This window comes from Saccharopolyspora sp. NPDC045941 (assembly GCF_056431445.1).
Genome location: NZ_JBWKKU010000069.1, coordinates 14111 through 34198 on the forward strand (window position 1 = coordinate 14111; position 20088 = coordinate 34198).

Below are 20088 nucleotides of genomic sequence, written 5' to 3' on the forward strand. Positions count from 1 at the left end.
AGTGCCCCTCACCCGTCCACGGATCGGTTGGCGGGTTCGCGCCAAGATCGTCACGTTCGCGCCGAAACCGTCCATTGTTGAGCGTCTTTCTGCTTCGCTGCCGGTGTCGACGTCCCACGGAGCCCCATGAACACCTCGATTGCGCCGGATTCCGGCGGCCCACCCGGGACGGCCGGGGAACCGGCCGTCGAACTGACCGGCATCACCAAGACCTTCCCCGGCGTGGTCGCCAACTCCGATGTGAACCTGCTGGTGCGCGCCGGCGAGGTGCACGCGCTGTGCGGCGAGAACGGTGCCGGCAAGTCCACCCTGATGAAGATCCTCTACGGCATGCAGGCGCCGGACTCCGGCACCATCCGCGTGCACGGCGAGGAAATCCGGTTCCGCACGCCCGCCGAGGCGATCCGGGCCGGCATCGGCATGGTGCACCAGCACTTCATGCTCGCCGACAACCTGACCGTGCTGGAGAACGTCGTGCTCGGCGCGGAGCGCGAACACGGCATCGGCGCGAAGGCGCGGCGGCGGGTGCTGGAGCTCGCCGAGCAGGCCGGCTTCGAACTGCGCCCGGACGCGCTGGTCGAAGGGCTCGGCGTGGCCGACCGGCAGCGGGTGGAGATCCTCAAGGTCCTGTACCGGGGCGCGCGGATCATCATCCTCGACGAGCCGACCGCCGTGCTGGTCCCGCAGGAGGTCGACGAGCTGTTCGACACCCTGCGCACCATGCGCGAACAGGGCTTCACGTTCCTGTTCATCTCGCACAAGCTCGACGAGGTCCGGGCGATCGCCGACACGATCACGGTCCTGCGGCGCGGCACCACGGTCGGCACGGTGCCGGCCGCGGAGGTCAGCAGCCGCGGCCTCGCCGAGATGATGGTTGGCAGCCAGCTGCCGGTACCCGAGCACGGCGAATCCACCGTGACCGACCGCGAGGTGCTGGTCGTCACCGGTCTGTCCGCATCGGACCAGGACCGGGCGGTGCTCTCGGACGTCGACCTGACGGTGCGGGCCGGCGAGGTCGTCGGCATCGCCGGCGTCGAGGGCAACGGCCAGACCGAGCTGGTCGAGGCGATCATGGGCATGCGGTCGGTCACCGCCGGCCGGGTGGTGCTCGGCGACCGCGACCTGACCGGTCTGTCCACCCTGGCGCGACGGGAAGCGGGCATCGGCTACGTGCCGGAGGACCGGCACCGGCAGGGCCTCCTGCTGCAGCAATCGCTGTGGGTCAACAGGATCCTCGGCTACCAGACCCGCAGGCCAACGGCTCGCGGGGTCTGGCTGGACCGGGCGGGCGCGAAGGCCGACACCCAGCGGATCATCGACGAGTTCGACGTCCGCACGCCCGGCATCGACGTGGACGCGGCCGCGCTGTCCGGCGGCAACCAGCAGAAGCTCGTGGTCGGCCGGGAGCTCTCCGGCGACCCGGCGCTGCTCATCGCCGCGCACCCGACACGAGGCGTGGACGTCGGCGCCCAGGCGGGCATCTGGGGCCACCTGCGCGCCGCCCGCTCGGCCGGCCTGGCGGTCCTGCTGATCTCGGCCGATCTCGACGAGCTGATCGGCCTGTCTGACACCATCCGGGTGATGTTCCGAGGACGGCTGGTCGCGACGGCCGACCCGCGCTCGGTCACCCCGGAGGACCTCGGTGCGGCGATGACCGGTGCAGGGGAGGCGGCATGAACACGTGGCGCGCACGGCTGCTGCCACCAGCGCTGGCGATCGTCTTCGCCGCGGTGCTGTGCAGCGTGGTGCTGCTGGTCTCCGGCGCGAACCCGCTCGCGACGCTGGCGGAGATGATCGCGCAGGTCGCCCGCGGCACGACCTCGGTGGACATCGTCAACACGGCGGGGGCGTACTACCTGGTGGCGATCGCGGCCGCGATCGGGTTCCAGATGAACCTGCTGAACATCGGCATCGAAGGCCAGTACAAGCTGGCCGCCTGCGTGGCGGCGATCGTCGGCGGCGCGATCAGCCTGCCGTTCGGGCTGCACGCCGTGGTGATCGTGGTGGTCGGCGCCGTCGTCGGTGCCGCGTGGAGCGGCATCGCGGCGCTGCTCAAGGTCTACCGCGGGGTGTCCGAGGTGATCTCCACGATCATGCTCAACATGCTGGCGATCGGCGTGGTCGCCTACCTCGTCCCGACCTTCGGCGAGCTGCGCGGGAACACGCAGGGCACCAAGATCATCCCGGACAGCGGCCAGGTGCCCGGCATCCCGCTCGGCGGCGCGGGCACCATGTTCGGCCTCGTGCTGCTCGCGGCCGCCGTCGGCGTCGGCTACGCGGTGCTGATCGACCGGACCCGCTACGGCTTCGAGCTGCGGGCCTCCGGCCTGTCGCCGACCGCGGCCACCGCCGGTGGCGTGAACCCCAAGCGCATGGTCATGTCCGCGATGCTGATCTCCGGCGCCGTCGCGGGGCTGGCCGGCCTGCCGGAGATCCTCGGCCGCGACCACACCTTCACGCTCAACTTCCCGACCGGGTACGGCTTCGCGGGACTGGCTATCGCGCTGCTCGGCCGCAACCACCCGATCGGCGTCGCGTTCGGCGCGCTGCTCTGGTCCTTCCTGGACAAGAGCTCGTTGACGCTCGACAACATCGGAGTGCCCAAGGAGATCGTGACGATCCTGCAGGGCGCGATCGTGCTGTCGGTCGTCGTCGCGTACGAGTTGGTGCGCCGCCGCGAACTCGCCGCCGAGCAGCGGCGGGTCGGGCGTGCGCTGGGCACCGCGGCCGTCCCGGCCGCCGCCGGAACCGGAGGTGAGCGGGCATGACCGCGGTCGCGACCAAATCATCGGCCCCGGCGGACCGGAAACCAGGCGTCCTCGGCCGCCGGATGCCCGGCTGGGCCCGCGTCCTGCTGTGGGTGGCGGTCGGCTTCCTGGCGGTGTCGATCACCTCGTACCAGACCGGCGTGCCGCAGCTGACCTCGTCCGGCACCGTGCAGGCGGCGGTGCGGTTGGGCATCCCGATCCTGCTGGCCGCCCTCGGCGGGTTGTGGGCGGAGCGAGCCGGGGTCATCAACATCGGCCTGGAAGGCATGATGATCCTGGGCACCTGGGGCGGGGCCTGGGCCGGCTACCAGTGGGGGCCGCTGGCCGGGCTCGTCGCCGCTGCGGCGTTCGGCGCGCTCGGCGGCCTGGTGCACGCCGTGGCGACGGTGACCTTCGGGGTCAACCACATCGTGTCCGGTGTGGCCATCAACCTGCTCGGCGCGGGCACCGCGAAGTACCTGTCGACGCTGCTGTTCGAGCCGATCTCGCGGAACCCGCGGGAGTCCCCGCCGGTGCCGAAGTTCGACACCTACTCGGCGCAGCCGCTGGGAACATGGTTGCAGCAGCTGGAGGACCTGCAGCGGGTCGGGATCTCCGACCTCGCGGGCATCCTCGGCGGCCTGGTCACCGAGGTCTCGCCGCTGACGATGCTGGCGTACCTGCTGGTGCCGGTGAGCTACCTGGTGCTGTGGCGCTCGCCGTTCGGGCTGCGGCTGCGGTCCTGCGGCGAGAACCCGGTCGCGGCGGAGTCGCTCGGCGTGAACGTCTACCGCTACAAGTACCTCGCGGTGATCATCTCGGGCGCGCTGGCCGGGATCGGTGGCGCGGCGCTGATCCTCAACCCGGGGCAGGCCGGTTACCTGGAAGGCCAGACCAACAACCGGGGTTACATCGGCCTGGCGGCGATGATCTTCGGCAACTGGCGGCCCAGCGGCCTGCTGGGCGGCGCGGCGCTGTTCGGCTACGCCGACGGCCTGCAGCTGCGCAGCGGCGAGACCAGCGTGCACGCGCTGCTGTACGCGGCGACGCTGCTGCTGATCGTGGTGGTGGCCGTGCAGCTGTGGCGGCGGATGTGGTTCGGCGCCGGGGTCGCCCTGGTGTTCGCGGCGGTCACGTACTCGGTGTACTGGTTCACCGACGAGCTCCCGGACGAACTGACGGCCTACACCCCGCACCTCGTCACGCTGGTGATCCTCGCGGCGGCATCGCAACGACTGCGACCACCCGCGGCGGACGGCCTGCAATACCGCAGAGGCGAGGATTAGTGACAACCACTGTGGACTGGGAGGCGCTGCGCGCCGCGGCGGTGGAGGCCGCGGCGCTGGCGTACTGCCCGTACTCGAAGTTGCAGGTGGGAGCTGCGGCGCTGTGCGACGACGGCCGGGTGGTCGTCGGCTGCAACGTGGAGAACGGTTCCTACGGGCTCACGTTGTGCGCGGAGTGCACCATGGCGGGCCAACTGCGGCTGACCGGCGGAGGCCGGTTCGTCGCGGTGGCCTGCCGGAGCGGAACGGGCGACCTGCTGATGCCGTGCGGCCGCTGCCGCCAGCTCCTCTTCGAACTGGGCGGCCCGGACTGCCTGGTCGACACGCCCCGAGGAGTCCTACCGATGACCGAAGTCCTCCCCAACGCCTTCGAGCTCTGATCGCCCTACCTGGGATTTCGTCAAGATCATCCTTTCGGGGTGTATCTGTTGGCGGGGTTCGTTCCTCTATATAGGCGGGAAGTTGTTGCGAGCCGTGGAGGTGATTGCGGTGCATTCCGCTGTTGACGTGATCCGCGCGAAGCGCGATGGGCAGGTGCTCGGCGATGCTCAGATCGACTGGGTCATCGACGCGTACACCCGGGGTCAGGTCGCCGACGAGCAGATGGCCGCGCTGGCGATGGCGGTGCTGCTGCGCGGTATGACTCCGGCGGAGACGGCGCGCTGGACGGCGGCGATGGTCGCCTCCGGCGAGACGCTGGTGCTGGACGGGGTTCGAAGGCCCACTGTGGACAAGCATTCCACCGGTGGCGTCGGCGACAAGATCACGCTGCCGCTGACGCCGCTGGTCGCCGCGTGCGGCGCGGCGGTGCCGCAGCTGTCCGGCCGGGGGCTCGGCCATACCGGCGGCACGCTGGACAAGCTGGAGTCGATCCCGGGCTGGCGCGCCCGGTTGTCGCCCGACGAGATCCGCGACCGGCTCGACGACGTCGGCGCGGTGGTGTGCGCCGCGACGGAAGGGCTGGCCCCCGCCGATCGCAAGCTCTACGCGCTGCGCGACGTGACGGGCACGGTCGAGTCGATCCCGCTGATCGCCAGCTCGATCATGAGCAAGAAGATCGCCGAGGGCGTGCAGTCGCTGGTGCTGGACGTCAAGTGCGGTTCGGGCGCGTTCATGAAGGACCTGGACCAGGCGCGGGAGCTGGCCACCGCGCTGGTGGAGATCGGCGCCGCCAACGGCCTGCGCACCAGCGCGTTGATCACCGATATGTCGGTCCCGCTGGGCCGCGCGGTCGGCAACGCGCTGGAAGTGGCGGAGGCGGTGGAGGTGCTGCGGGGCGGCGGGCCGCCGGACGTCGTGGAACTGACGTTGTCGCTGGCCCGCGAGATGCTCAAGCACGCCGGTCTGTCCGATGTGGACCCGGCCGAGGTGCTGGCCGACGGGCGGGCGTACGACTCGTGGTGCCGGATGATCAAGGCCCAGGACGGCGACCCGAAGGCCGCGTTGCCGAGAGCCGAGCACGTCGAGGTCGTCACCGCACCGGAAACCGGGACGCTGGCGAGGCTCGACGCGTACGGAGTCGGGATCGCGGCGTGGCGTCTCGGAGCCGGCCGAGCCCGCAAGGAGGACGACGTCCAGCACGCCGCAGGAGTGCTGTGCCTGGCGAAGCCGGGCGATCGCGTGACGGCGGGCCAACCGCTGCTGGAACTGCACACCGACCGGCCGGAAACCGTCGCCGGTGCCCGGGAGGCGTTGGTGGGCGCATACGAGATCAGCGGCGCCGACGAGGTGTCGACGCCGCTGATCCTGGATCGGGTGGTCGCGGACCGCGCACCGGCCGGACCACCCTGATCCAGGGGACGGCCGGCGCGTGGCTCGGACTCAGGCGCTTTCGGCGGTGAAGTCCTCGTCGCCGTCTGCGGTCAGGGCCTTGTCCGGGTCGCGCTTCGCGCTCTTGGACCGGCCGCGGCGCTGCTGCCGGGGCAGCGTGGTGGGCGGCGGCGGGCCGGAAGGCGCGCTGCCGCCGAGGATCAGCTCCGCGAAGGTCGCCATCGCCTCGTCGAGCTGACCGGCGTGCCGCCGCTCGCTCTCCTCGTTGGCCTCGCGGACCAGGGCGCCCAGCGAGTCGCTGTCGGGGCGTGCGGACAGCGTGCCGGACAGCTGCGACAGGTTCTTCGACAGCGTGCCGCCGAGCTCGCCGAGGCCGTTCTTGACGCCTTCTTCGACGGTGCCCAGGCGGCTGGTGAAGCCCTGCTCGACGGAGTCGATCCGGGTGTTGACGTTGTCCTCGACCTGGGTGAGGTGCCCGGAGACCTGGTCCAGCCGGTTGGTGAGCTGCTCCAGCCGCTCGGCCAGCTTGTCCAGCCGGTCGGTCGGGTCCACGGCGGGGCGCGCGGCGAGCTGGTCGAGCTTGGCGTCCAGCTGCTCGCGGGTGCCGGAGACCGCCTCGGAGAGCGTGTGCTGGGCATTGGCGGTGGAGTCGGTGACCGCGCGCTGCAGCGCCTCGCGGGTACCGTCGAGGTGCTCGTGCACGCCCTCGTCGATCTCGGCGAAGCGGCCGCGCAGGCTGGTCTCCAGCGAGTCGATGCGCTCGCGCACCGGCCCGTGCACCGCGGTCGGCAGCGTCTCCAGCCGGCCGTCCTGCTTGTCGAGGTGCAGGCCGAGCTCGTCGAGGCGCTTGTGGATGTGACCGAGCTTGTCCTCCAGGCCGTCCATCCGGCCGGAGACGCCGTCCATCCGGCCCGCGACCCCGTCCAGGCGCCCGTCCAGCTGCGCGAACGGCTTGGCGAGCTTGTCGACCAGGCCGTCGACGGAGCTCTTCAGCTCGACCAGCGCACCGTCGTGCGCTTCCAGCTTGGCCAGTGCCTCGTCGAGTCGTTCGGCGAGCACGCTGACTTCGGTGCGATCCGGCAGCTCGGACAGGCGTTTCCGCACGGAGCCCAGGGACTCCAGCGGCGACAGCCGGGCATGGATCTCGTCCAGGGCGTCGAAGATCTGCTGCTGTTCGCTCTCGCGGATCTCAGCCGCACGCGTGAGCATGTTGCGCATGCGGTCGAACGACATGTTCTCGGTCACGGCTAGGGGCGTCCTTCGTCGAGGGGGTGAGGACTCCAGGAGCCTAGCTAGTCGGTTCTCGCGTTCCCAGCCACCCCCCGATACATTGCGTGATTGCGATGCCAATTGCCACTCCGTTCGGCGGCGCATTGTTAGGCCGAAAAGACCAATGAACTCGCTGCTGAATGCTCTAAGAGTTGCGATTGCCTCCATCTGGGTGAGTTTTGCGTGACGGCCGTCCGGTTGAACGGGGCCCGAAGCTCGGGCGTATCCAAGGTTTTCTTCGGGTTTGTTGTTCGTAGCTGTGCGTGAGGTCATCGCCTGCGCGCTGTAACGTGGGCGCATGTCGACTCCGGTGAACCTGGACTCCATCCGGCTGGCTCCGAAGGTGTTGCTGCACGACCACCTCGACGGCGGCCTGCGACCGCAGACCGTGATCGATCTGGCGCGGGCGGTCGGGTACTTCGACCTCCCGCACGAGAACGCGGATGAGCTGGGTGAATGGTTCGCCGCGGCGGCGGACTCGGGATCTCTGGAGCGCTACCTGGAGACCTTCTCGCACACCGTCGCGGTGATGCAGACGGAGGAGGCGCTGGCCCGGGTCGCGGCCGAGTGCGTCGAAGACCTGGCTGCCGACGGCGTGGTGTACGCGGAGATCCGCTACGCACCGGAACTCTTCCAGGAACGGGGCCTGGCCCTCGAACAGATCGTGCAGGCCGTGCAGGACGGATTCCGGGATGGCGAGCGCCGCGCCGCGGCCGCCGGGAAACGTATCCGGATCGGTACCTTGCTCTGCGCTATGCGGCAGCACGCGAGGTCGGCGGAAATCGCGAACCTCGCCGTCCGGTACCGCGACGCGGAGGTGGTCGGCTTCGACATCGCGGGACCGGAAGCCGGATTCCCGCCCACGCGGAACCTGGACGTCTTCGAATACCTCCGCCAGCAGAACGCGCATTTCACCATTCACGCCGGTGAGGCGTTCGGGCTGCCGTCGATCTGGGAGGCGATCCAGCACTGCGGCGCGGAACGCCTCGGGCACGGGGTGCGGATCGTCGACGACATCAAGGTCGCCGAGGACGGCACGGTGCACCTGGGCCGGCTCGCGTCCTACGTGCGGGACCGGCGGATCCCGCTGGAGATGTGCCCGTCGTCGAACCTGCAGACCGGGGCCGCCAAGTCGATCGCCGACCACCCGATCGGCCTGCTGGCGAAGCTGCGCTTCCGGGTCACCGTGAACACCGACAACCGGCTGATGAGCCACTGCTCGATGTCCGGCGAGTTCGCCGCGCTGCACGAGGCGTTCGGCTACGGCTGGTCGGACATGCAGTGGTTCACGGTGAACGCGATGAAGTCCGCGTTCATCGGCTTCGACGAGCGGCTGGAGATCATCGACGAGGTGATCAAGCCCGGCTACGCGGCGCTGTCGGGATGATCGGAGATCGCCGCCGAAACGGGTGCGTGCCCCCTCGCCGGCGGTGGATACTGCCAAGCCTGAATTCGTTTCACAATCGGCGCGAGCAGCACGGCGCCCCGGAGCTCAGGAGGGACAGGTGGCACGGGGCGGCGAACCCACGTTGATCGCATCGGTGCAGCGCGCGCTTCGATTGATGGAGGCGGTGGGCGAGCACGCGGGCGGTGCAACCGCGAAAACCCTGGCCAGGCGCACCGGAATCGCGCTGCCGACCGCCTACCACCTGCTGCGCACCCTGGTGCACGAAGGCTATCTGGAGAAGCTCGACGACGGCGCCTTCATCCTGGGCGAGCAGGTGAGCGGGCTGCACGTCGCCAGCCAGAACCAAGGGCTGCGCAGCCAGGTCCGCGCCGTCATGGTCGACCTGCGCGAGGACCTGAACGCGGCCATCTACCTCGCCCGCTACCACGAGGGTGAAGTGGAGGTCGCCGAGATCGTCGACAGCCCGCGCACGCCCCGGGTGGACACCTGGGCCGACTTCCGCGAGGCCGCGCACGCCACTGCGATCGGCAAGTGCCTCCTCTCCGGGCTGAGCCACGAAGAGCGCGCCGACCACTTCCTCCGGCACCCGCCCGCGGACCTGACCCCGCGCACGATCACCCGGATCCGCGACCTGGTCGACCGCCCGGTCCGGCCGGTGGTCTCCGACTCCGAGGAGTACTCGCTGGGCACCGCGTGCCTGGCCGCGCCCGTGATCGGCGCCAGCGGTCCGGTGACGCTGGCGATCTCGTTCCCGGCGCGCAAGCTCGCCGACACCAAGTCCTACGTGCGGCCGTTGCGGGCCGCGGCCGTGGAGATCTCCCGGACCCTCGCGGTGGCCGGCCGATTTCCCGCTGTCGGGTGATATTTCGGCGGATCACCGTCGCCCCTTCGAGGGGTAATCACTATCTGAAAATCTCTGCCTTGTTCGTCGTCGCGGTCCCGACGAGCATCTCTCGCAGTGGGGGCGTACCCGGTGGGAGACGGCCGTCGCTATTCCGCGGCGGCACGTCTCCCACCGGTGCAAAAGCAGTGAGAGGAACGATGATCGCGGGTGACGATCGGACGCTGCTGGACGCGGTTCGGACTGGATCGACCGAAGCGTTCGGTGAGCTGTACTCGCGGCATCGCACTGCGGCGCACACCATGGCCAAGCAAGTCGTCGGCGCCCACAACGACGCGGAAGACCTGGTCGCGGAAGCGTTCGTGAAGATCCTGGGCGTCCTGCGCCGCGGTGGCGGCCCGGACTCCGCGTTCCGCGCCTACCTGCTCACCACGGTGCGGAACCTGGCGATGGCGTCGAACAACCGGGACCGCCGGGTGTTCCTGGCCGCCGAGCTCGACGGCTTCTACCTGCCTGAGAACCACGTGCCGTTCATCGATCCCGCGGTGCTCAAGCAGGAGCGCGAGCTGGTGGCGAAGGCGTTCGCCCGGCTGCCGCGCCGCTGGCGGCACGTCCTGTGGTGCACGGAGGTCGAGGAGCAGACGACGGCCGAGCTGAGCCGACGTCTGGGCATCAGCCGCAACAGCGCGGCCGCGCTCGTCTACCGCGCGCGAAAGGGCTTGCGGGAGGCCTATTCGCAGGTGTGCGCGGGCGAACCGACCCGCCGCCGGCTCGCGGCCCCCGGACAGCTGCTCGCCGAGGTGGCCTGACGCGGCTCGCCCGGGTGCCGATCTCGCGCGGAAACCGGCACCCGCGCCCCGCGGTTCAGTGCGAGCGGAACCGCGCTTCCAGGGATTCCACCAGCTTGCGCCAGGTCTCGACCTCGGCATCGAACGGCGCGCTCGGTGGCAGCCGGTTCGGGTTCGGGCGGAGCACGAAGGAAACCAGCCAGCCGAGCCGTTCCGACGGCTGCAGCGCCTGCTCGACGGTGTCGTCGCCGGCCCACGCGGCCGCGTCCATCAGCAGTTCCTCGGCGAGGTCCAGCTGGGTCGGGTCCACTTCGGACGGTCCGGCGCCGAGGTCGGCGTCCAGGCCGGTCAGCACGTAGGTGTTCTCGGGGTCGACGTCGACCTGCAGCTCGCCGGCGGTGGCCTTCTCCACGACCTGCGACCAGGTCGCGACCCGGGCCAGGTCGGTGTCCTCGATGGCGCTCTCGTCGGCCAGGAACCGGGCCAGCGCGCGCGCCGACGGGAACACGTCGATCTTGCCGCCGTTGCCGAGGAAGATCGGGTCGTCGTCGAGGTAGCAGCGCAGCGAGTAGTGCTCGCCGGTGCTGGTGATGATCAGGATCGGGTCGATGCCGACCTCGCCCCAGAAGCCGACCTCGACCTCTTCGATGTCGTCCACCTCGGGCGCTTCGGCGGTGCTCGCCGCCTCGTCGTCGTCGGCCTCCAGCGCCTCGGCGAGTTCGGTCTCGGCGGTGGCGACGGCGTCGGCGGGCACGTCCGGGGTGGTGACGACGGCGTCGATGGCGTCCAGCACCTCATCCCAGCGCTCGACGACGACCTGGCACAGGTCGGTCCAGCGGCGCTGCCCGTCCTTGCCGGAGAACGCGAAAGTGCCCTGGTCGAGCATGGCGAACCCGTCGGCCGCGTCCAGCACGTCGTGCACCGCGTCCAGCTCGCAGACGTCGGCCAGCGAGCGGGCGATCTCGACGATGTCGGCCAGCTCACCGATGGTCCAGGTGTCCAGCGGCTCGGCGACCAGCTCGGGGACGCCGACCAGGTCGTACTGGTGGTCCTCGTCCGGATTCAGGTCCTCGGCGGGGAGCTCGGGGACCACGTGCCACGCCGGGTGGTCGTCGAGGTCGTGCTCCTCGGCGGTGCGCACGAACGCCGCCAGGTGTGCGGCGTCGGGGAATCCATAGAGGTCGTCCTCGTGCCCGAGGAATGCCTCCCACTCCTCGCCGTCCTCGCGCCAGCGCGGTGCCCACAGGGTGACGACGTCGCCCTGTGGGAGCCCGAGCTCGATGGGGACGATGTCCTGCGCCATCTCTCTACCTCCGGTCACCGAACCAGACCTCGCGGAAGCCTACGGGCTCCGCGTTCACAGCGTGTTCCCCGGTCCAGCTCTCACCGTATCGAGCCCGCGGAAAGCAACGGTTGACGGAACAGTTCGTAACGATCCCCATTCGGGAATGCCGAAGTGGTCCAATCCACGTTGCGCCCTTCGGCGCAGCGCCGGCTCGCACCTGGCGGTGGGGTCACCTTTGGCGGTACCGGTTTGGCGAGTTCCGGACGACCATGATCGGAATGGTTGTCACGGAGCTGTGGACGAAGATCGTGCTCTGGCTTTCAGAACACGCGCCCGTCACCGCAGCCGCCCTACGCGCACCGGTGCCGCCGGACCTCGCCGAGCTGGAAGCGGAGTTCGCGGTCGAGCTGCCCGTCGAACTGCGTGAGCTGTGGGCGTGCTGCGGCGGCACCGATGTGGATGTGCTTGCCGACGTCCTGCCGCCCTTCTACACGCCGTACAGCGCGGCGCAGGCGCTCCAGTCGTGGCGGGATCACCGCAAGAACTGGACGGCGCAGTGGGATCGGCCGGCCTGCGACTACTACGCGGGCTCGTCGGGCTCCAGCTTTCACCCGTCGTGGATCCCGATCGCCGGTGATGGGTTCGCCGATGAGCTCGTGGTGGATCTGCGGCCGGGGCCGCTGACGGGCTGCGTGCTGGAGTGGGAGCAGGAGGCGGCGCAGGTGCTCAGGCCGGAGTGGCGGGGAGTCGCGGCGATGCTCGCGGACGTGCTCCGGTCGCTGACCGAGGGGGTTCCGGCGGGGCACAGCTATCCGACCGTCACCGAAGACGGTCGCCTCGACTGGCAGATCCGCTGACGCGACCCGCTTTCGCGGCGAGGTGGGCGACTTCCGGCGCGGAGCCGGTTCCACGTAGATCGACGAGCGCGGGCGACTGCGTGTCGCCTACTAGTTGGCGAGACACACTAGTTGGTGTTACCTTGTTCCCGTGGTTGACAAGGCGATCTCGGCCAGGCAGACGCAATGGCTGCGCGGCGTGCTGGATCTGGCCGTGCTGGCGCTGCTCGCCGAGGGAGGCGAGGGCTACGGCTACACGCTGCTGCAGAGGCTGGCCGAGGCAGGTTTGCCCGACATGAAGGCGGGCACGCTCTACCCGCTGCTCAACCGGCTCGCCGCGGACGGGTTGCTGCGGGCCGAATGGCGGGCCGGCGAGGGCGGGCCAGGCCGCAAGTACTTCGCGCTGACCGATGAGGGGCAGGCGGCGCTGGCCGAACTGGGACCGAAGTGGATCGAGTTCGCGAACAACTCGATCCGGCTCGTGCAACGAGGGGTGCAGGAATGATGACGCTGGACAAGAAGTACCGGGACGAGCTGCTGGTCGCGCTGCGGATGCACGAGATCTCCGGTGAACGCGTCGGGGAGGTGCTCGCCGAGGTCGAGGCGCACGTGACGGAGACCGGTGAAGACCCGGTCGAGGCATTCGGGCGACCGCGCGAGTACGCCGCGCAGGTCGCGGAGCAGCTCGACCGCGGCACCGGGAAGCAGTCCACGATGGAGGTCGTGGCCAGCGGGGCGGCGGTGGCGGCGCTGACCATGTTCGGTTCGGACTACCTGCTGGACGGGCTGTTCGCGGACACCGCGACGATCCCGTACACCCTCAAGGACACGGTGGCTCTGGTGGCGCTGCTGGTGCTGATGGTGTCGGGAACCATGCTGTTCTTCGCGGCCTTCACCGCGAAGGCCCGCAACCAGGTCTACGCCGTTGCGGCAGTGGTCACCTTCGCGCTGTCCATCGTGTCGCAGATCGTGATCGGCTCGGTCTTCGACGACGTGACGCCGCTGTACGAGATGCCGCGCTGGGCGGCGATCGCGCTGGGCGGGGTGTTCGTGCTCGGCGTGATCGCCATGCTGACGCGTGCGATCCGGCGCGGGCGCGTGGTCTACCCGAAGACCAGCTGAACCCACCGGACCGTCGGTGTGTCGGGTCACGACACGCCGGTGCATGTAGGGGACTTCCGCAATTTCAATGGAAATCGGACCTTCGATTTCCATTGAAATTGCGGATCCTCTTCGGTCCGTCAGGTGCCGACCGGGTGCCAGACGGTCTTGACCTCCGTGAAGGCCCGGAGGCGCTGGAGGTCCGGTTCGCGGGCCCAGTCCGGCTCGCCGCGCACCGGCAGCACCCGCTTGACCGTGTCCGCCGCGGCCTGCGCCAGTTCGGTGCGCAGCTCCGCCGGGGCGCCCGTCGGGTCCAGGGCGTTGACGTCGGCGTGGGCGGCGAGCCAGGGCGCGAGTTCGGCCGCCTGGCCGGTCAGGACGTTGACCACCCCGCCGGGCACGTCGGAGGTCGCCAGCACCTCGGCGAAGGTCACGGCGGGCAGCGGCCGGTCCGCGCTGGCGACCACGACGCAGGTGTTGCCCGCCGCGATCACCGGGGCCACCACGCTGACCAGGCCGAGCAGTGCGGAGTCCTGCGGCGCGAGCACGCCGACCACGCCGGTGGGCTCCGGGACGCTGAACGAGAAGTACGGTCCCGCAACGGGATTCGCGGCGCCGAGCACCATCGAGATCTTGTCCGTCCAGCCCGCGTACCAGACCATCCGGTCCACCGCTCGATCCACTGTGGACAGGGCTTGGTCGTGGGGCAGGCCCTCCGCCGCGACGATCTCGGCGGCGAACTGCTCGCGCCGGCCCTCCATCACCTCGGCGATGCGGAACAGCACCTGGCCGCGGTTGTAGGCCGTCGCGCCCGACCAGCCGCCGAAGGCCTTGCGGGCCGCCGCGACCGCGTCGCGGACGTCCTTGCGGGAGGCATGCGCGGCGTTGGCGAGGAATGCGCCCTGCCCGTCGTGCACCGGGTACACCCGGCCCGACTCCGAGCGCGGGAACGAGCCACCGATGTAGAGCTTGTACGTCTTGGCCACGGCTAGCCGCTCCGGGGTGCGGTTGTCAGACATCGAGGTACGCCTCCAAACCGGCGCGGCCGCCTTCGCGGCCGAAGCCGGATTCCTGGTAGCCGCCGAACGGGGCGGTCGGGTCGAACCGGTTGAAGGTGTTCGCCCACACCACGCCGGCCCGCAGCTGCTGCGCCGCCCACAGGATCCGCGAGCCCTTCTCGGTCCAGATCCCGGCCGACAGGCCGTACGGCGTGTTGTTGGCCTTGGCGATGGCCTCCGCCGGGGTGCGGAAGGTCAGCACCGAGAGCACCGGCCCGAAGATCTCCTCGCGCGCGATCCGCATCGATTGGTGGACGCCGGAGAAGACCGTGGGGGAGAAGAAGAATCCCTTCTCCGGCAGCGGGCACGGGCTGGTCCAGCGCTCGGCGCCCTCGGCGTCGCCGCTGGCGGCCAGCTCGGTGATCTTGCCCAGCTGCTCGGCGGAGTTGATCGCGCCGACGTCGGTGTTCTTGTCCAGCGGATCGCCCACCCGAAGCGTCCGCACCCGGATCCGCAGCTTTTCGAGCAGCTCGTCGGCGATCGACTCCTGCACCAGCAGCCGGGAGCCCGCGCAGCAGACGTGGCCCTGGTTGAAGAAGATCCCGTTCACGATGCCCTCGACGGCCTGGTCCAGCGGCGCGTCGTCGAAGACGATGTTCGCGGCCTTGCCGCCGAGCTCCAGCGTCAGCTTCTTGCCGGAGCCGGCCACGCTGCGCTGGATCTGCTTGCCGACCTCGGTGGAGCCGGTGAACGCGACCTTGTCGACGCCGGGATGCGTGACCAGCGCGGCGCCGATGTCACCGGCACCCGGCAGGATGTTCACCACGCCCGGCGGGAGCCCGGCCTGCTGGCAGATCTCGGCGAACACCAGGGCCGTCAGCGGCGTGGTCTCCGCGGGCTTGAGCACCACGGTGTTGCCACAGGCCAGCGCCGGGGCGATCTTCCAGGCCAGCATGAGCAGCGGGAAGTTCCACGGGATGACCTGGCCGGCGACGCCGAGCGGCCGCGGGTCGGGGCCGTAACCGGCGTAGCCGAGCTTGTCGGCCCAGCCGGCGTGGTGGAAGAAGTGCGCGGCCGCGGTCGGGATGTCGGCGTCTCGCGACTCCTTGATCGGCTTGCCGTTGTCCAGCGATTCCAGCACCGCGAGCTCGCGGGCGCGTTCCTGGATCAGCCGGGCGATGCGGAACAGGTACTTCGCGCGCTCCCGGCCCGGCATCGTCGACCAGGTGTCCTCGAAGGCCCGTCGCGCCGCCCGGACCGCGGTGTCCACATCGGACACCGAGGCGCTGGATACCTCGGCCAGCAGTTCCTCGGTGGCCGGGTTGATGCTCTTCAGCGGCTCGCCGCCGCCGTCGGCGAACTCACCGTCGACGAACATCCGGTAGCTGGGCTTGAGGTTTGCGATCTCCCGCGACTCCGGCGCGGGTGCGTACTCCCACGGGCTATCGATCATCAGTCCACCGCCACGTAATCGGGGCCGCTGTAGTGGCCGTCGAGCTGGGTGCGCCGCTGCATCAACAGGTCGTTGAGCAGGCTGGACGCACCGAATCGGAACAGTTTCGGGGTGAGCCACTCCAGGCCCGCCACCTCGTGCACGGCCACCAGGTAGCGGATCGCGTCCTTGGTGTTGCGGATGCCGCCCGCTGGTTTGACGCCGCGCAGCTCGCCGGTGGAATCCCGCCAGTCGCGGACCGCCTGGAGCATCAGGTGCGTCAACGGCAGCGTCGCGGCCTGGGGGACCTTCCCCGTGGAGGTCTTGATGAAGTCGCCGCCCGCGAGCAGCGCGAGCCAGGACGCGCGGCGCACGTTGTCGTAGGTGGCGAGTTCGCCGGTCTCCAGGATGACCTTCAGGTGCGCATCGCCGCAAGCCGCCTTGACCGCCTGGATCTCCTCGAAGACCTGCCCGTAGCGGCCGGCGAGGAAGGCGCCGCGGTCGATCACCATGTCGATCTCGTCGGCGCCCGCGGCCACCGCGTACTCCACGTCGGCGAGCTTCACCGAGAGCGCGGAGCGGCCGGACGGGAACGCCGTCGCCACCGAGGCCACCTGGACGCCGGTGCCGTCGAGGGCCCGGACCGCGGTGGCGGCCATGTCGGAGTAGACGCAGACCGCCGCGACCTGCGGCGTGTCCGGTCGTTCCGGGTCGGGGTGGCGGGCCTTGGCGCACAACGCGCGGACCTTGCCGTCGGTGTCGGCGCCTTCCAGCGTCGTCAGGTCGATCATCGAGATCGCGGTGTCGATCGCCCAGCGCTTCGCGGCCTTCTTGATGCTCCGCGTCGCGAGGCCGGCGGCCCGCTGCTCCAACCCGACCTGGTCGACGCCGGGCAGGCCGTGCAGGAACCGGCGCAAGGACCGGTCGTCCCGGACGGCGTCGGCGAGCTCGGACGCGGTGAGCTTGGACAAGGGCGGCGACTGTGCCATGCCCGGAGTCTAAGCGCTGGGCCCGAGCCCTCGCCGCGACTGGAATGATCACGCCAACCGACGCGGATACGGCCTGGCCCCGGTCACCCGGTGGTTTCGGCCTGCTCGGTCCGGGGAGGCCAGGAGCCGGAGGGCTCCTTCGGACGGGCTGTTCTCGGCGGCGGCGTGGACGATCCGGCGCTGGTCCGCGTCGGCGGGCGGCCTGAGGGAGTAGCGCATCGACGGCAGCGGGCATCAGCCGGGTGACCCGGCCAAGGCGGCCGCTCTCCTGGAGATCGTGGCGGCAGAGCAGCCGCCGGCGCGGCTCCTGCTGGGCGGCGATGCGTTGGAGCTGGTCAAGGCCGGACGGGACGCCGCGGCCCGCGAAACCCGAGTGTGGGAGGAATTGTCGGCATCCACGGACTTCGACGGCGCCGCCAGTGCTTCGGAGTGCCATGGCGCTCCAAAACACTCACGACTCACGGTTCGCAGGTGGACTTCGTCGTGAGCACTTTTGGTTGCTGTGGCGACCAAAAGCACTCACGGGCTTTGACCGGCGGAACGAGCGCGCTGGCGGCTACCCGCGGTGGCCGTCGAAGCGGGTCAGGGCGGCGCATCGGGTTTACTGGGGTGGCAGGTCGAGTGCAGGCGAGGTGGGGACATGCTGATCGGGGAGCTGGCGCGGGTCAGCGGCGTCAGCGCGCGGTTGCTGCGGTACTACGAGGCGCAGGGACTGCTGGAGGCCCGGCGTGGTTCGAACGGCTACCGCGAGTACGACGAGGAATCGGTGGTCGTCGTGCGGCAGATCCGCGCGCTGCTGGATGCGGGGTTGTCCACCGAGGTGATCCGCGCGGTGCTGCCGTGCGTCCACGGCGAACTGCCGGAGTTCGAATGGTGCGTGGACGTGCGGGCCATCATGGACCGCGAGCTGGCGATCGCCGAGGAGCGGATCGCCGAACTGCAGCGCAACCGCAGCAACCTCGCCGGTTACCTGGCGCAGTCCTGAGCCGGCGGCTCACGGCGTGACGAGCGGTTCGGCCTGGTAGACGCGGTGCAGCAGCTCCAGGAAGCCCGGTGCTTCGGGCATCGGCATGGAGTCGATCCCGTGCACCGCGACACCCGGCGTCCAGGAGTTCATGACCACCGCCCCGGACAGCTCCGGCAGGTCGGCGGGCCTGATCTCCGCCGTGCGCTGGGGGACGCCGAGGCGTTCCAGCTGCCTGCGGACGATGCCCATCGTGGTCCCGCCCAGCATCTTCGCCTCGGGCCACACCACCGCCTCGCCGTCCCAGAAGGCCAGGTTCCAGATCGACGCCTCGCTGAGCCGGCCCCGGCGGTCGACGAAGGCCGCGTCGTCGAAGCCCCGTTCCACGGCCTGCCGCAGGTAGTAGGTCTTGGCCACCTCGCCCACGTGCTTCACCTCCGGGAGTTCCCGTTCGTGCTCGACCGTCGCCAGCGTCAGCGGGCCCGCGGGGCCGTCGGTGGCCGGGGAGGTGCGGATCAGGACCTCGGGCGTCGCGTCGGGACCGGCCACGGTGAACTCGCCCGCCGACGAATAGACGGTGGCGAGCAGCGAGAGGTCGGGCGGGCCGCCCTCCAGGGCCGCACGCAGGTAGGACCGCACCTGATCATCGGGCAGCGCCTGGCCGAACATCGTCAGCGAGGCCGTCCGCAGCCGCTCCAGGTGCAGGTCGAGGCCCCGCACCCCGCCCCCGCGGACCTGCATGGCGGTCATGTGGGCGAAGCCTGCGAACGCCAGCGGCGTCAGCTCCCCTGCGTTGGCCGGCCGGCCGTTGCGGTGCACGACGAAAGAGTTCACGGGTCGCTCCAAGGATCGCGGGATCGGGTGGACGTGGCGGCGGTTTCGCCGGCCGCCCCGTCCAGGCTTGGAAACGACGCTATGGCTTGACATCGGTTGGAAGGTCAACCCGAGGTGCGGTGGATCACAGCGCTGGGTTCCGACGCGCAATTTCAATGGAAATCGGAGGTCCAATTTCCATTGAAATTGCGGGAGTTGTCCACAGGTACCGGCGTGTTGATGTCCGACACGCCGACGATCCGTAGGTTTCAATTGAAACTGCCCCTCCCCGGCACCGAGGTGAGATGGCGGGGGGAGGCGTTGTCGCAGGGCCTGGTCCGGGCTCGGTCACCTGTGGTGGCCGTTGAGGCGGGCTCGCCGGGCCAGGGCCGGTTGGCGGTTCCGAGCCGGGGACACCGGGCGCTCCCCACGGGACGGTGCCGCTACTCCCGCCGGTTGTTGGCGGTCCCACGGGAGCAGTTGCTTGGATCCCGTGCGGTCGGCCAGCCGCAGCGACTCCGCCGAGGTGATCCACTCCTCCGCCGGCTCCGCGACCTCCAGCAGCAGCGCCTCGAACTCGGAGCGGGTCGTCTCCAGGATGTGCGGCGCCGCCAGCCAGCGCAGCACGTTCCGCCCGGTCACCGCCATCCGCTGCCGCGGCGAGGTGACCAGCTTCTCGTCGAAGTAGCGGATCAGCACCTCGTCCACCACGTCCCAGGCGTTGGACGCGCCGAAGAGGTCCTTGACGTCCTCGGAGTTGAGGATGCGGAAGCACTCGTCCATCAGCTGCATGACCTCGACCCGCAGCACGTTCAGGTGGCCGTAGGACGTGAACTTCAGGTTGTTGCGCAGGTCCAGCCCGCTGCGCCGCACCACGGCCATGCTGCCGAAGGCCATGTCGTGGGCCCGTTCCCGGATGACGTCGGAAATCCGCTTGTCCCGCCAGAACAGTGCGACCTGGTTGCTGAACTGCGTGAACAGCCGGTGGAAATCGGTGTTCGGCCGGGAGTTCGCCGAGCCCAGCCCGCGCCCGTAGCCGAGCACCCGCCGGTAGGCGTTGATCCGGTCGCGCTTGGTGTAGCGGAGCACGTCGCGCCGGTCGAACCGGTACAGCCCGAACGCGCCCGGCCCGTCGGAGAGCCGGATCGCGCCGCGCTCGAACAGCTCCCGCAGCTTCTGCACGACGCGCGGCACGCCGATCCGCTCGTGCTGGTACAGGTAGTACAGGTCGGCGACGGCGAGGATGCGTTCGGACGCGATGGTCTCGTCGTAGGCCTCGACGCCGTGCGGCATGCGGGTCGCGCCGAGGTCGTCGGCCGCCTCGCCGCCGATGCCGACCAGCTGCGCGAGGCCGCCGTCGGGCGGCTTCGGCTCGTTCTTCGCCTCGACCTCGAGGGCGAAGAGCATGTCGTCGATCTGCTTCAGGATCGCCTCGCCGACCTGCGGGTCGCTGCCCAGCTCGTTCGACAGGTTGCCGGCGACCTGTCTGCGCAGCGCGGCGACCCGGTCGAACAGTTCCCGGTATTGCTTTTCGGTGGCCATCATTCCTCCGTGCGGGGCG

19 protein-coding genes are annotated in these 20088 nt (G+C 70.1%); 12 read left to right on the forward strand and 7 right to left on the reverse strand.

Going from position 1 to position 20088, the window contains the following annotated elements:
* Positions 1–126 precede the first annotated feature (126 nt).
* The 5 genes from AC07FN_RS37485 to AC07FN_RS37505 all read left to right on the forward strand — a co-directional run bounded on the left by AC07FN_RS37485 (position 127) and on the right by AC07FN_RS37505 (position 5824).
* Complete coding sequence (locus AC07FN_RS37485) at positions 127–1677, forward strand: ABC transporter ATP-binding protein (protein WP_478399903.1); 1551 nt, start codon at positions 127–129, stop codon at positions 1675–1677.
* Complete coding sequence (locus AC07FN_RS37490; RefSeq protein ID WP_478399904.1) at positions 1674–2768, forward strand: ABC transporter permease; 1095 nt, start codon at positions 1674–1676, stop codon at positions 2766–2768. The genes AC07FN_RS37485 and AC07FN_RS37490 overlap by 4 nt, the downstream gene beginning before the upstream one ends.
* The gene (locus AC07FN_RS37495) at positions 2765–4033 is read left to right on the forward strand and encodes an ABC transporter permease (protein ID WP_452617028.1); all 1269 of its coding nucleotides are present in this window, start codon (positions 2765–2767) and stop codon (positions 4031–4033) included. The genes AC07FN_RS37490 and AC07FN_RS37495 overlap by 4 nt, the downstream gene beginning before the upstream one ends.
* Positions 4033–4413, forward strand: coding sequence for a cytidine deaminase (locus AC07FN_RS37500; protein ID WP_478399905.1), 381 nt, complete (start codon positions 4033–4035; stop codon positions 4411–4413). The genes AC07FN_RS37495 and AC07FN_RS37500 overlap by 1 nt, the downstream gene beginning before the upstream one ends.
* A gap of 109 nt (positions 4414–4522) precedes the next feature.
* The gene (locus AC07FN_RS37505; RefSeq protein WP_478399906.1) at positions 4523–5824 is read left to right on the forward strand and encodes a thymidine phosphorylase; all 1302 of its coding nucleotides are present in this window, start codon (positions 4523–4525) and stop codon (positions 5822–5824) included.
* A gap of 30 nt (positions 5825–5854) precedes the next feature.
* Here AC07FN_RS37505 and AC07FN_RS37510 read toward each other — a convergent pair whose 3' ends face one another.
* A complete protein-coding gene (locus tag AC07FN_RS37510) occupies positions 5855–7048 on the reverse strand; it encodes a hypothetical protein (protein WP_478399907.1) in 1194 nt (397 codons plus the stop codon).
* Positions 7049–7370: 322 nt separating this feature from the next.
* Between AC07FN_RS37510 and AC07FN_RS37515 the strand changes: the two genes are divergently transcribed.
* The 3 genes from AC07FN_RS37515 to AC07FN_RS37525 all read left to right on the forward strand — a co-directional run bounded on the left by AC07FN_RS37515 (position 7371) and on the right by AC07FN_RS37525 (position 10130).
* Positions 7371–8459 (forward strand): adenosine deaminase, encoded by a 1089-nt coding sequence (locus tag AC07FN_RS37515; protein WP_478399908.1) that lies wholly within the window; start codon positions 7371–7373, stop codon positions 8457–8459.
* Positions 8460–8577: 118 nt separating this feature from the next.
* On the forward strand, positions 8578–9342 hold the full coding sequence (locus tag AC07FN_RS37520) for an IclR family transcriptional regulator (RefSeq protein ID WP_478399909.1): 765 nt from the start codon (positions 8578–8580) through the stop codon (positions 9340–9342).
* 179 nt (positions 9343–9521) lie between these two features.
* Positions 9522–10130 (forward strand): RNA polymerase sigma factor, encoded by a 609-nt coding sequence (locus tag AC07FN_RS37525; RefSeq protein ID WP_478399910.1) that lies wholly within the window; start codon positions 9522–9524, stop codon positions 10128–10130.
* 55 nt (positions 10131–10185) lie between these two features.
* Here AC07FN_RS37525 and AC07FN_RS37530 read toward each other — a convergent pair whose 3' ends face one another.
* Positions 10186–11412 carry a primosomal protein gene (locus AC07FN_RS37530; RefSeq protein WP_452617036.1) on the reverse strand — a complete coding sequence of 409 codons (1227 nt, stop codon included), beginning with the start codon at positions 11410–11412 and terminating at the stop codon, positions 10186–10188.
* 260 nt (positions 11413–11672) lie between these two features.
* Between AC07FN_RS37530 and AC07FN_RS37535 the strand changes: the two genes are divergently transcribed.
* The 3 genes from AC07FN_RS37535 (at position 11673) to AC07FN_RS37545 (ending at position 13352) form a co-directional block, all read left to right on the forward strand.
* A complete protein-coding gene (locus AC07FN_RS37535) occupies positions 11673–12251 on the forward strand; it encodes an SMI1/KNR4 family protein (protein ID WP_478399911.1) in 579 nt (192 codons plus the stop codon).
* A gap of 130 nt (positions 12252–12381) precedes the next feature.
* Positions 12382–12735 (forward strand): PadR family transcriptional regulator, encoded by a 354-nt coding sequence (locus AC07FN_RS37540; protein ID WP_478399912.1) that lies wholly within the window; start codon positions 12382–12384, stop codon positions 12733–12735.
* Positions 12732–13352: an HAAS signaling domain-containing protein gene (locus AC07FN_RS37545; RefSeq protein ID WP_478399913.1), complete on the forward strand. Its 621-nt coding sequence runs from the start codon at positions 12732–12734 to the stop codon at positions 13350–13352. The genes AC07FN_RS37540 and AC07FN_RS37545 overlap by 4 nt, the downstream gene beginning before the upstream one ends.
* 119 nt (positions 13353–13471) lie before the next feature.
* Here the strand turns inward: AC07FN_RS37545 and AC07FN_RS37550 are convergent, their stop codons facing one another.
* Genes AC07FN_RS37550 through deoC form a run of 3 tightly spaced genes read right to left on the reverse strand, consistent with a single transcriptional unit; the run spans position 13472 to position 16750 of the window.
* Entirely contained in the window at positions 13472–14350 is an 879-nt protein-coding gene (locus tag AC07FN_RS37550; RefSeq protein ID WP_478399914.1) for an aldehyde dehydrogenase family protein, read from the reverse strand.
* Entirely contained in the window at positions 14343–15782 is a 1440-nt protein-coding gene (locus tag AC07FN_RS37555) for an aldehyde dehydrogenase family protein (protein WP_478399915.1), read from the reverse strand. The genes AC07FN_RS37550 and AC07FN_RS37555 overlap by 8 nt, the downstream gene beginning before the upstream one ends.
* Complete coding sequence (deoC, locus tag AC07FN_RS37560) at positions 15782–16750, reverse strand: deoxyribose-phosphate aldolase (protein ID WP_478399916.1); 969 nt, start codon at positions 16748–16750, stop codon at positions 15782–15784. Before deoC ends, AC07FN_RS37555 begins: the two co-directional genes overlap by 1 nt.
* 640 nt (positions 16751–17390) lie before the next feature.
* Between deoC and AC07FN_RS37565 the strand changes: the two genes are divergently transcribed.
* On the forward strand, positions 17391–17735 hold the full coding sequence (locus AC07FN_RS37565) for a MerR family transcriptional regulator (RefSeq protein ID WP_132493594.1): 345 nt from the start codon (positions 17391–17393) through the stop codon (positions 17733–17735).
* Between the two features lie 9 nt (positions 17736–17744).
* On the opposite strand, the gene AC07FN_RS37570 is transcribed toward AC07FN_RS37565, so the two are convergent.
* Positions 17745–18548 carry an aminotransferase class IV family protein gene (locus AC07FN_RS37570; RefSeq protein ID WP_478399917.1) on the reverse strand — a complete coding sequence of 268 codons (804 nt, stop codon included), beginning with the start codon at positions 18546–18548 and terminating at the stop codon, positions 17745–17747.
* Between the two features lie 327 nt (positions 18549–18875).
* A complete protein-coding gene (locus AC07FN_RS37575; RefSeq protein ID WP_478399918.1) occupies positions 18876–20072 on the reverse strand; it encodes a hypothetical protein in 1197 nt (398 codons plus the stop codon).
* Between the last annotated feature and the right edge of the window lie 16 nt (positions 20073–20088).

What these genes read in the sequence shown, in the direction of transcription:
- AC07FN_RS37485 (WP_478399903.1), top strand. Translation starts at nt 127, where the DNA reads ATGAACACCTCGATTGCGCCGGATTCCGGCGGCCCACCCGGGACGGCC.
- AC07FN_RS37490 (WP_478399904.1), top strand. Translation starts at nt 1,674, where the DNA reads ATGAACACGTGGCGCGCACGGCTGCTGCCACCAGCGCTGGCGATCGTC.
- AC07FN_RS37495 (WP_452617028.1), top strand. Translation starts at nt 2,765, where the DNA reads ATGACCGCGGTCGCGACCAAATCATCGGCCCCGGCGGACCGGAAACCA.
- AC07FN_RS37515 (WP_478399908.1), top strand. Translation starts at nt 7,371, where the DNA reads ATGTCGACTCCGGTGAACCTGGACTCCATCCGGCTGGCTCCGAAGGTG.
- AC07FN_RS37525 (WP_478399910.1), top strand. Translation starts at nt 9,522, where the DNA reads ATGATCGCGGGTGACGATCGGACGCTGCTGGACGCGGTTCGGACTGGA.
- AC07FN_RS37530 (WP_452617036.1), bottom strand. Translation starts at nt 11,412, where the DNA reads ATGGCGCAGGACATCGTCCCCATCGAGCTCGGGCTCCCACAGGGCGAC.
- AC07FN_RS37535 (WP_478399911.1), top strand. Translation starts at nt 11,673, where the DNA reads ATGGTTGTCACGGAGCTGTGGACGAAGATCGTGCTCTGGCTTTCAGAA.
- AC07FN_RS37545 (WP_478399913.1), top strand. Translation starts at nt 12,732, where the DNA reads ATGATGACGCTGGACAAGAAGTACCGGGACGAGCTGCTGGTCGCGCTG.
- AC07FN_RS37550 (WP_478399914.1), bottom strand. Translation starts at nt 14,350, where the DNA reads ATGTCTGACAACCGCACCCCGGAGCGGCTAGCCGTGGCCAAGACGTAC.
- AC07FN_RS37555 (WP_478399915.1), bottom strand. Translation starts at nt 15,782, where the DNA reads ATGATCGATAGCCCGTGGGAGTACGCACCCGCGCCGGAGTCGCGGGAG.
- deoC (WP_478399916.1), bottom strand. Translation starts at nt 16,750, where the DNA reads ATGGCACAGTCGCCGCCCTTGTCCAAGCTCACCGCGTCCGAGCTCGCC.
- AC07FN_RS37565 (WP_132493594.1), top strand. Translation starts at nt 17,391, where the DNA reads ATGCTGATCGGGGAGCTGGCGCGGGTCAGCGGCGTCAGCGCGCGGTTG.
- AC07FN_RS37575 (WP_478399918.1), bottom strand. Translation starts at nt 20,072, where the DNA reads ATGATGGCCACCGAAAAGCAATACCGGGAACTGTTCGACCGGGTCGCC.